At 70.2% G+C, this 9,597-nt stretch carries 9 protein-coding genes; 8 read left to right on the forward strand and 1 reads right to left on the reverse strand.

Annotated features, from left to right (window positions below; genetic code table 11):
• Positions 1 to 141 precede the first annotated feature (141 nt).
• Genes ABZ434_RS33590 through ABZ434_RS33600 form a run of 3 tightly spaced genes read left to right on the forward strand, consistent with a single transcriptional unit; the run spans position 142 to position 2,769 of the window.
• A complete protein-coding gene (locus ABZ434_RS33590; RefSeq protein ID WP_359145033.1) occupies positions 142 to 699 on the forward strand; it encodes a PadR family transcriptional regulator in 558 nt (185 codons plus the stop codon).
• Complete coding sequence (locus tag ABZ434_RS33595; protein WP_359145036.1) at positions 696 to 1,436, forward strand: ABC transporter ATP-binding protein; 741 nt, start codon at positions 696 to 698, stop codon at positions 1,434 to 1,436. Before ABZ434_RS33590 ends, ABZ434_RS33595 begins: the two co-directional genes overlap by 4 nt.
• Positions 1,426 to 2,769, forward strand: a complete 1,344-nt coding sequence (locus tag ABZ434_RS33600) for an ABC transporter permease (RefSeq protein ID WP_359145039.1) — start codon at positions 1,426 to 1,428, stop codon at positions 2,767 to 2,769. The genes ABZ434_RS33595 and ABZ434_RS33600 overlap by 11 nt, the downstream gene beginning before the upstream one ends.
• A 35-nt stretch (positions 2,770 to 2,804) precedes the next feature.
• Here the strand turns inward: ABZ434_RS33600 and ABZ434_RS33605 are convergent, their stop codons facing one another.
• Entirely contained in the window at positions 2,805 to 3,341 is a 537-nt protein-coding gene (locus tag ABZ434_RS33605) for an HNH endonuclease (protein ID WP_359145042.1), read from the reverse strand.
• 342 nt (positions 3,342 to 3,683) lie between these two features.
• Here ABZ434_RS33605 and ABZ434_RS33610 point away from each other — a divergent pair, with 342 nt between their 5' ends.
• The 5 genes from ABZ434_RS33610 to ABZ434_RS33630 all read left to right on the forward strand — a co-directional run bounded on the left by ABZ434_RS33610 (position 3,684) and on the right by ABZ434_RS33630 (position 9,538).
• Positions 3,684 to 4,754, forward strand: a complete 1,071-nt coding sequence (locus tag ABZ434_RS33610; protein ID WP_359145045.1) for a mechanosensitive ion channel family protein — start codon at positions 3,684 to 3,686, stop codon at positions 4,752 to 4,754.
• Between the two features lie 271 nt (positions 4,755 to 5,025).
• Positions 5,026 to 6,249 carry an ROK family transcriptional regulator gene (locus tag ABZ434_RS33615; RefSeq protein WP_359145048.1) on the forward strand — a complete coding sequence of 408 codons (1,224 nt, stop codon included), beginning with the start codon at positions 5,026 to 5,028 and terminating at the stop codon, positions 6,247 to 6,249.
• A gap of 95 nt (positions 6,250 to 6,344) precedes the next feature.
• A complete protein-coding gene (locus ABZ434_RS33620) occupies positions 6,345 to 7,682 on the forward strand; it encodes an ABC transporter substrate-binding protein (protein ID WP_359145051.1) in 1,338 nt (445 codons plus the stop codon).
• Between the two features lie 10 nt (positions 7,683 to 7,692).
• A complete protein-coding gene (locus ABZ434_RS33625) occupies positions 7,693 to 8,634 on the forward strand; it encodes a sugar ABC transporter permease (RefSeq protein ID WP_359145053.1) in 942 nt (313 codons plus the stop codon).
• 1 nt (position 8,635) lies between these two features.
• Entirely contained in the window at positions 8,636 to 9,538 is a 903-nt protein-coding gene (locus tag ABZ434_RS33630) for a carbohydrate ABC transporter permease (RefSeq protein ID WP_359145056.1), read from the forward strand.
• The last annotated feature ends 59 nt before the right edge of the window (positions 9,539 to 9,597 follow it).

Raw genomic sequence — 9,597 nt, forward strand, 5'->3', positions numbered from 1 at the left:
CCGGCGGTCCTGATCACCGCGGGCCGGCTCAGGGACGACCCCTGGGCCGGCGCAGCAGCACCGCGCGTCACCCACCCCTCCCCACATTGTCCGCGTCGGAGTATTCACTCAGTACATATATCGAGTATATAGTCACCCCTCATGAGTACCCGTCACATTCTTCTGGGACTGCTTGCCGGAAGTCCCAGCCATGGCTACGACCTCAAACGGCGGTACGACGAACTCTTCCCGCAGGCCCGCCCGCTGGCTTACGGGCAGGTCTACACGACCCTGCAACGCCTGGTGCGGGACCATCTGGCCGCCGTGGAAGGCACCGATTCCGACGGCGGCCCCGAACGCACCCTCTACCGCACCACGGACGAGGGGGCGGCCGAACTCGCCACGTGGACCGAAGGAATCACCCCGCCCGCCCCCTTCGTGACGAATGAGATCTTCGCCAAGGTCGTCATCTCCCTCCTGGTCGCGCGGGCGCAGGGCGCAGACCGGACGTCGGAGGCCGCCACGTACCTCCAGACCCAGCGCGCCGCCCACATGGTGCGCATGCACGAACTGACCAGGCTCAAGACCACACCGGGCGCCGACCTGAGCACCGTCCTCTCGGCCGACTACGCCCTGGCCCATCTGGACGCCGACGTGCGGTGGATGGCCACGACGGCCACCCGTCTCACCACCCTGACCGCGGAGGTCGACGCAGTATGAGCACGCAAGCCGAAAAGCCCGCAGGGGCCGCAGGACCGCTGATCAGGGCCACTGGCCTGACGAAGCGGTACGGAAGGTCGCAGGCCCTGCGTGGCGCGTCGGTCGAGCTCCGGGCGGGCGAGATCCTCGCCGTCACCGGTGCCAGCGGCAGCGGCAAGTCGACCCTGCTGCACTGCCTGGCCGGCATCGTCCGCCCCGACGAGGGCGAGGTCACGTACGGCCGGGAGCGGCTCGACCGGTTGCCGGAGAAGCGGCTCAGCGAGCTGAGGCGCACCGCGTTCGGAGTGGTCTTCCAGTTCGGACAGCTGATCCCCGAGCTCACCGCGCTCGACAACGTGATGCTGCCGCTGATGCTCGCGGGGACGACCCGCGTCGCGGCGCGGGACCGGGCGGACGAGTGGCTGGAACGCTTCGGCGTGCGCGGACAGGCCATGCTGCGGCCCGGCGAGCTCAGTGGCGGCCAGAGCCAGCGGGTGGCGCTGGCCCGGGCGATGGTGACGGGCCCGAAGGCCGTCTTCGCGGACGAACCGACCGGCGCCCTGGACTCACTCGCCGGGGAGCAGGTGATGACCGCCCTGACGCACGCGGCGCGCGAGTCCGGTACCGCGGTCCTGCTCATCACGCACGACGCCCAGATCGCAGCGTACGCGGACCGGGAGGTGTGGCTGCGGGACGGGTCCGTGCACTCCGGCGCCATGCCCTTCGCCGTCCAGGAGGCCGCCCACCATGAGAGCTGACGCGCGCATCGCATGGACCCTGGTCCGCGGGTCGGACCGTCGTGAGTGGTGGCGGATCTCGCTCACCGCGGTGGGCGCCCTGCTCGCCACGGTGTTCGCGCTGGCCGCGATCTCGGTCGCCGCCGTACGGGGGCAGGTGTCGATCCCGTTCGGACACGGCTTGCTGAACCAGCCCGGCGAGCGGGGCGGTGTGGTGGTCGCCCTGCTGCTCCTGCTCGTCCCCGTGCTCGTCCTCCTCGGCCAGTGCGCCCGGATCGGTGCCGTGCACCGCGACCGGCGCATGGCCGGACTGCGGCTCGCCGGGGCGTCCGCGGCGCAGGTGCGGCGCATCAGCGCGCTGGAGTCCGGGCCGGTCTGCCTGGCGGGGTCGGCCGGCGGGCTCGCCGTCTTCGCCGCGGTCCTCTCCGTCCGGGGGCACACCCCGCCCGCAGGGGCCTGGGCCGCGTTCGTCGCCGTCGTGCTCCTCGTGCCGGCGACCGGTGCCCTGGTGAGCCTGCTCGCCCTGCGCCGTGTGGTCGCGTCACCGCTCGGCCACGTGAGCCGGGTGCGGCCGGAGCACGGACGCCGGACGCTGCTGATCCTGTTCCTCGCCATGCTGCCGATCGCCGCCGGGGCGTACGCGCTCGTGGTGCGGGACAGCAGCCCGACCGCGGCGGCGTTCCCGATGCTGGTGTTCGTCCTGGTGTTCCTCACCGGTGGGGGTGCGGTCTGGACGGCCGGGGTGTCAGCCGGCGCCATCGGCAGGCGGCTGGCGGCGAGCGCGAAGAGCCCGGCGGTCCTGATCGCCGCGGGCCGGCTCAGGGACGACCCCTGGGCAGCCGCACGCACCCATGCCGCGCTGCTCCTGGTGACCGTCGTCGGGATCGGCTTCGTGGGGGTGCGGGAGGTGGTGCTCGCCGAACTGCACCGGCGGGCCATCCGCACGCCGGAGGGCATCGGCTTCTACACCAACGGCTTCGACCTCGCCGGGGTGGCGCTCCTGGTGGCCCTGGCCATCAGCCTCTTCGGCCTCGCCGTGGGCACGGCGGAGTCCCTCGCCACCCGCCGCAGGGGCCTCGCCGCCCAGACCGCGGCCGGGGTGCCGCACGCGGTGCTGGCCAGGGCCACGCTCCTGGAGACCGCGCTCCCGCTGGCCCCCGCGGTCCTGCTCGCGGGCGTCGGCGGCATGGCGGTACACCTCGCGTACACCGCCGTCGCCGCGCCCGGCACGGCTCCCTCGATGCTGCCGCTGCTCGTACCCGCGGCGGTGTACGCCGCCTGTCTGCTGGCCGCCGCGACCTCGCTGCCGCTGCTGCGACGCATGGCACACCCGGCAGAGCTGCGGTTCGCCTGACTCCGCGCTCCCAGGAGATACGGAAGCCCGGATCGTCAGGCTGAGATGCCGTCGATCCGGGCCATCGCGTCGTCCGCGCCGAACGGTTGCAAGTAGGGCAGCCAGCGCGGGTCGCGGTGTCCCGTGCCGATGATCCGCCAGGCCAGTCCGGTCGGCGGCGCGGGCTGCTGGTGCAGCCGCCAGCCGAGCTCGGGCAGGTGGCGGTCGGCCTTGACGTGGTTGCAGCGGCGGCAGGCGGCCACCACGTTGTCCCAGGCGTGCTGTCCGCCGCGGCTGCGCGGAATGACGTGGTCGACGCTGGTCGCGGCGGCGCCGCAGTACATGCAGCGCCCGCCGTCCCGGGCGAAGAGCGCCCGGCGGGTCAGCGGGACCGGCCCCCGGTAGGGGACGCGCACGAACCGCTTCAGGCGGACGACACTGGGTGCCGGAACGGCACGGGTCGCACTGTGTATGAAAGCGCCGGACTCCTCGAGGCAGATGGCCTTGTTCTCGAGGACGAGGACGAGCGCGCGGCGGAGCGGTACGACGCCGAGCGGCTCGTACGACGCGTTGAGAACCAGGACATGCGGCACGTGGACGCCTCCTTGTACGCCGGCGGCGCGTGGCTCGCGCCGGGACGATCCGGTCTCAGTCTCCCCTCCTGCCTGGTCATAGCGCCACCACGTGCGGGTAACGGGCCGGAAGGATTTTTCTCCGGGACCCTGCCACCACCACGACGGGACGCGCCGGAACAGGCGCTTCGGGAGTCCGCCCGCCACGATCGCGCCCCTTGTGCGATCGGCCACAGGCCGGCCGGTCTTACCTCTTCCATATCCCCGGGTGAGACGCGTCTCTCCCCTCGATCACGGCAACGGAGCATTGCGCATGCCCCGTTAGTGTGGTTGTTCAGCGCTCGCCCAACCGGAGGTTTCGCCGTGTCCCTGTCCGCCCTGTTGGCCGCAGCCCCGTCGCCCGAGCCCGGTGGCTCACTGGACGAAGCCGCGAAGCAGGCCGGCAACGCCGCGAGCTGGGTCGAGCAGAACTGGTCCACCTGGCTGAACACCGGTCTGCGGATCGTGCTCATCGCCGCCATCGCGATCGCGTTGCGCATCGCGGTCCGCCGGACGCTGACCAAGCTCATCGAGCGCATGAACCGCAGCGCCCAGGCGGTGGAGGGCACCGCACTCGGCGGCCTGCTGGTCAACGCGGAGCGGCGCCGGCAGCGCTCGGAGGCGATCGGGTCCGTACTCCGCTCGGTGGCCTCGTTCCTGATCCTCGGCACGGCCGCCCTGATGATCCTGGGCGCGTTCGAGATCAACCTGGCCCCGCTGCTGGCCTCCGCGGGGGTCGCCGGGGTGGCGCTCGGCTTCGGTGCGCGCAACCTGGTCACCGACTTCCTGTCCGGTGTCTTCATGATCCTCGAGGACCAGTACGGCGTCGGCGACACGATCGACGCGGGGGTCGCCTCCGGCGAGGTCATCGAGGTCGGCCTGCGGGTGACCAAGCTGCGCGGTGACAACGGTGAGATCTGGTACGTCCGCAACGGCGAGGTGAAGCGGATCGGCAACCTCAGCCAGGGCTGGTCCACGGCCGGCGTCGACGTGCAGGTACGTCCCACGGAGGACCTCGACCGGGTCCGTACGGTGATCACCGAGGCCGCCCGGCTGATGGCCAAGGACGACCCGTGGACCGAGCGCCTGTGGGGCCCGGTGGAGATCCTGGGCCTGGACAGCGTGCTGCTCGACTCGATGACGGTCCGGGTGACGGCGAAGACGATGCCTGGCAAGGCCCTGGGCGTGGAGCGCGAGCTGCGCTGGCGCATCAAGCGTGCCTTCGACGAGGCGGGCATCCGCATGGTCGGCGGCATCCCGGCCCAGCCGGACGAGCCCTCGGCCGCCGACCCCACAGCCGCGATGGCCGCGCCCTCGGCGTACGCCTCGGCCACCTCGCCCCAGTCCCTGGCGGCGACCCCGATACCTCCCGCGACGCCGAGCATCACCAAGTAGCGCGGTCGCTCGTACGCCGCACAGCCGAGGGGCACCCCGCGAGGTCTGCGGGGTGCCCCTCGGGCGTGGTCGCCTCCCTCCCGGCCCGGCACGGGTTGTGGACAACTCGATTCGCCGGCGTTCCCGGTGGGCATTGACTGGTCCGTGACGTCCGCCCAGGTAACGCTTTGGCTGCCACCGCGGTGCAGGCCATTGACGCCCCGGCGACGCGCGTCCTACGGTCCTCCCACCGAATAGGAAACTTTCCTAACAGAGGGCAGGTGCAGTGACCATGGCCGGAACCACGCCGGGTACCCCCCGCGTTCTGCGGGCCATGAACGACCGCGCCGCCCTCGATCTGCTGCTGGAGCACGGGCCCCTGTCGCGGACCCGGATCGGCAAGCTGACGGGCCTGTCCAAGCCCACCGCCTCCCAGCTGCTGGCCCGGCTGGAGGCGGCCGGGCTGGTCGTCGCGACCGGGACAGCGGCCGGACGGCCGGGGCCCAATGCCCAGCTGTACGCCGTCAACGCGTCGGCCGCCCACGTCGCGGGACTCGATGTGAACGCCCAGCGGATCGTCGCCGCCGTCGCCGATGTGACGGGTGAGACCGTCGGGGAGTTCGAGCTGCGGACCCCCGGGCGGCGCGCCGACAGCGTGGTGCGACAGGTGACGGAGGCGCTGGACGGGGCGGTCAAGGCGGCGGGACTGACCCGGTCCGATGTGCACCGGGTCGTCATCGGTACGCCGGGCGCGTTCGACCCGGGCACGGGCCGGCTGCGGTACGCCTCGCACCTGCCCGGCTGGCACTCCCCGACCCTGCTGGAGGAGCTGGCGGCCTTCCTGCCGATGCCGGTGGAGTACGAGAACGACGTGAACCTCGTCGCGGTGGCCGAACAGCGGCTCGGCGCGGCGCGGGGACACGACGACTTCGTGCTGTTGTGGAACGAGGAGGGCCTCGGCGCCGCCCTGGTCATCAACGGCCGGCTGCACCGCGGCTTCACCGGCGGTGCCGGTGAGGTCGGTTTCCTGCCGGTGCCCGGCGCCCCGCTGGTCCGCCAGGTCACCAAGGCGAACGCGGGCGGCTTCCAGGAACTGGCGGGCGCCCAGGTGCTCGCCAGGCTGGCCCGCGATCTCGGCATCGACGACGAGGCGGTGCGCGGCCCGGGCACCCATCACGAGATCGCGGCCGAGCTGGTCGGCCGGGCGGCCGCGGCCGTGGAGCAGGACGAGGGCGGGCCCTACGGCCGGCTGCTCGATCTGTTCGCCACCGGTCTGGCCACCGGTCTCGCCTCCATGGTCGCCGTCCTGGACCCCGAGGTCGTCGTGCTGTCCGGTGAGCTGATCGCGCGCGGCGGCGAACCGCTGCGCGGCCGGGTAGCTGCCGAGCTGGCCGAGCTGGCGGCGTCCCGGCCCCGGCTGATCACCGGTGAGGTGACCCACCGGCCCGTCCTGCGCGGCGCGCTGGAGAGCGCGCTCGCCACCACCCGCGACGAAGTGTTCGACACCTCGCGCTGAGCCTCGCTCCGCTCCTCCCCGTACGCCCGCACGCTCCTTCCCCGTACGCCTGCACCCCCCTTCCCCGTCCCAACCCCTCATCGGGAGACACCACCATGTCCGCAAACCGCCGGAAGCCTGCCGTCGCGCTCGCCGCGACCGCCGCGATCGCCCTGTTCGCCTCCGCCTGTACCGGGCAGAGCAGTTCGGGTGCCAGTGATGACGCGTCCAAGGAGACGACCATCAATTTCTGGCACGGCTGGAGTGCCCCGAACGAGGTCAAGGGGATCCGGGCCACGGTCGACGCCTTCGAGAAGGCGCACCCCAACATCCACGTGAAGGTCGTCGGCAACATGACCGACGACAAGATCAACCAGGCGCTGCGCGCGGGCGGTTCCAAGGCGCCGGACGTCGTCTCGTCGTTCACCACGAACAACGTGGGCAAGTTCTGTTCGTCGAAGGCCTTCGTCGACCTCAACCCGTTCCTGAAGAAGGACGGGATCGACGCGGACGCGACCTTCCCGAAGGCGATGAACGAGTACACCCAGTTCGACGGGGTGCGCTGCACGGTGCCGCTGCTGGGTGACGCGTACGGCCTGTACTACAACAAGGACGCGTTCGAGGACGCCGGGATCACGAGCCCGCCGAAGACCTGGTCCGAGTTCGCCGCCGACGCCGAGAAGCTGACGAAGACCAAGGGCGACTCGTACGAGCAGCTCGGCTTCATGCCGAACTACCACGGCTACGAGTCGACGACCGAGCACTATCTCGGTGGCTGGAACCCGACGTACTTCGACGCCGACGGCAAGTCGAACATCTCCAGGGACCCGGCGTTCGCCGCGATGCTCACCAACCAGAAGAAGCTGGTCGACTCGCTCGGCGGCTACCAGAAGCTGGAGAAGTTCCGGACGGGCTTCGGTGACGAGTGGGGCGCGAAGCACCCCTTCCACACCGGCCAGGTGGCCATGCAGCTGGACGGTGAGTGGCGGCTCGGCATGGCCGAGGACACCAAGCCGGAGTTCGAGATCGGGGTGGCCCCGATGCCCGTCGCGGACGACGAGGCGGACACGTACGGCAAGGGCTATCTGACCGGGACCATCGCCGGGATCGCCGCCACCTCCGAGAAGCAGAACGCCGCCTGGGAGCTGGTGAAGTTCATGACGACCGATACCGACGCGGTCGTGAACTTCGCCAACGCCATCCACAACGTGCCGTCCACGCTGGCCGCGCTGAAGTCGCCGAAGCTGAAGTACGACCCGCGCTTCAAGACCTTCCTGGACATCGCCGCCAACCCGAAGTCCACCACCACCCCGCCCTCGGTGAACGGCGGCGCGTACCTGGTGTCCCTGCAGAACCTCGGCTTCGACGTCGAGAAGGGCACCCAGAAGGACATCGCGGCGGGGCTGGAGAAGACCGCCAAGGAGATCGACGCCGCGATCGACCAGGCGAAGTAGGGCCGACGGGATGAGCACGTACACACTTCGTTCGAAGCGCCGTCGCTCGGCGCTCCGGACGGCGGCCTTCATGTCGCCGTGGCTGATCGGGTTCTGCGTCTTCTTCGCCTACCCGCTGATCTCCACGCTCTACTTCTCCTTCACCAGCTATGACGGCTTCACCGCCCCGGAGTTCAGCGGGCTGAAGAACTGGGCGTTCGTCTTCAACGACTACCCGCTGTTCTGGCCGGCGTTGCGCAACACGCTCTGGCTGGTCGTGGTCATGGTCACCTGCCGGGTGGTGTTCGGGCTCGGCGTCGGCCTGCTGATCACCAAGATCAAGACGGGGGCCGGCGTCTTCCGGACGCTCTTCTACCTGCCCTACCTGGCCCCGCCGGTCGCCGCCACGCTGGGCTTCGTCTTCCTGCTCAACCCGGGTACCGGACCGGTGAACTCGATCCTGGGCGATCTAGGGATGGGGACCCCGGGCTGGTTCACCGACGCCACCTGGTCCAAGCCGGCGCTGACGGCCCTCGCGGTGTGGGGGGTGGGCGACCTCATGGTGATCTTCATGGCCGCGCTCCTCGACGTACCGAAGGAGCAGTACGAGGCGGCGGAGCTGGACGGGGCGTCCCCTTTCCAGCGGTTCCGCTTCGTCACGCTGCCGAACATCTCCCCGATCATCATGTTCGCCGTGGTCACCGGCATCATCCAGACGATGCAGTACTACACCCAGCCCTTGGTGGCCGGGAAGGTCGCCTCGGGTGTCATGGGCGGCTCCGGGCAGCAGTTCGAGCCGGGCTATCCCGACAAGTCGACTCTGACGCTTCCGCAGCTGGTCTACAACCTCGGATTCCAGCGCTTCGACTACGGCTCCGCCTGTGTGGTCGCGCTCGTTCTCTTCGTCCTCGCCATGGCGTTCACCGCATTGCTGATGCGGCGCCGCGGCGGACTGATCCAGGCAGGTGAGTGACGTGGCGCAGGTTCTCGACACCCCGAAGGCCGTCGGCCCGGTGAGTGACCCCGTCACCCCGGCCGAGCGGGTCGCACGCCGCAAGTCGCTGCTGCACTGGATCGCCGTGCACTCGCTCGGCGTCGCGGCCGCGCTCTTCTTCGTGCTGCCGTTCGTCTTCCTCTTCCTCACCTCGCTGATGAGCGACCAGCAGGCACTGACCCGCGACCTGTGGCCGCACCCCTTCGAGTGGAGCAACTACAGGGAGGTGTTCGACACCCCGGGCTTTCTGACCTGGTGGCGGAACACCCTGCTGTACGCGGGCCTGGGCACCGTCCTCACGGTCGTGTCGTCGCTGCCCGTGGCGTACGCGCTCGCCAAGTTCCGCTTCCGCGGCCGGCACCTGTCGCTGATGCTCGTCATCTCGATGATGATGCTGCCGCCACAGGTCGTCGTCATCCCGATGTACCTGTTCTGGGCCAAGCAACTGGACATGTCCGGCACGCTCTGGCCGCTGATCATCCCGATGGCGTTCGGCGACGCGTTCTCCATCTTCCTGCTGCGGCAGTTCCTGCTGACCATCCCCAACGAGTACCTGGACGCGGCGAAGGTGGACGGCTGCGGCGAGTTCCGCACCCTGCTGCGCGTCGTGATCCCGATGGCCAAGCCGGGCATCGCCGCCGTCGCCCTCTTCCAGTTCTTCTACGCCTGGAACGACTACTTCGGCCCCCAGATCTACGCCTCCGAGAACCCGGCGGCCTGGACGCTGAGTTACGGACTGGAGTCCTTCAAGGGCGCACACCACACCGACTGGAACCTGACCATGGCCGCGACCGTTCTGGTCATGGCCCCTGTGATCGTCGTCTTCTTCTTCGCACAGAAGGCATTTGTCGAGGGCGTCACACTGACCGGAGTAAAGGGCTGATTGATGAAGCTCGCAGTAGTGGGTGGCGGGTCCACCTACACACCTGAACTGATCGACGG

Source organism: Streptomyces sp. NPDC005761 (assembly GCF_040630635.1).
Taxonomy (GTDB): domain Bacteria; phylum Actinomycetota; class Actinomycetes; order Streptomycetales; family Streptomycetaceae; genus Streptomyces.

Coding starts and splice junctions, on each gene's coding strand:
- ABZ434_RS33590 (WP_359145033.1), top strand. CDS start 142: ATGAGTACCCGTCACATTCTTCTGGGACTGCTTGCCGGAAGTCCCAGC.
- ABZ434_RS33595 (WP_359145036.1), top strand. CDS start 696: ATGAGCACGCAAGCCGAAAAGCCCGCAGGGGCCGCAGGACCGCTGATC.
- ABZ434_RS33600 (WP_359145039.1), top strand. CDS start 1,426: ATGAGAGCTGACGCGCGCATCGCATGGACCCTGGTCCGCGGGTCGGAC.
- ABZ434_RS33615 (WP_359145048.1), top strand. CDS start 5,026: ATGGCCGGAACCACGCCGGGTACCCCCCGCGTTCTGCGGGCCATGAAC.
- ABZ434_RS33620 (WP_359145051.1), top strand. CDS start 6,345: ATGTCCGCAAACCGCCGGAAGCCTGCCGTCGCGCTCGCCGCGACCGCC.
- ABZ434_RS33625 (WP_359145053.1), top strand. CDS start 7,693: ATGAGCACGTACACACTTCGTTCGAAGCGCCGTCGCTCGGCGCTCCGG.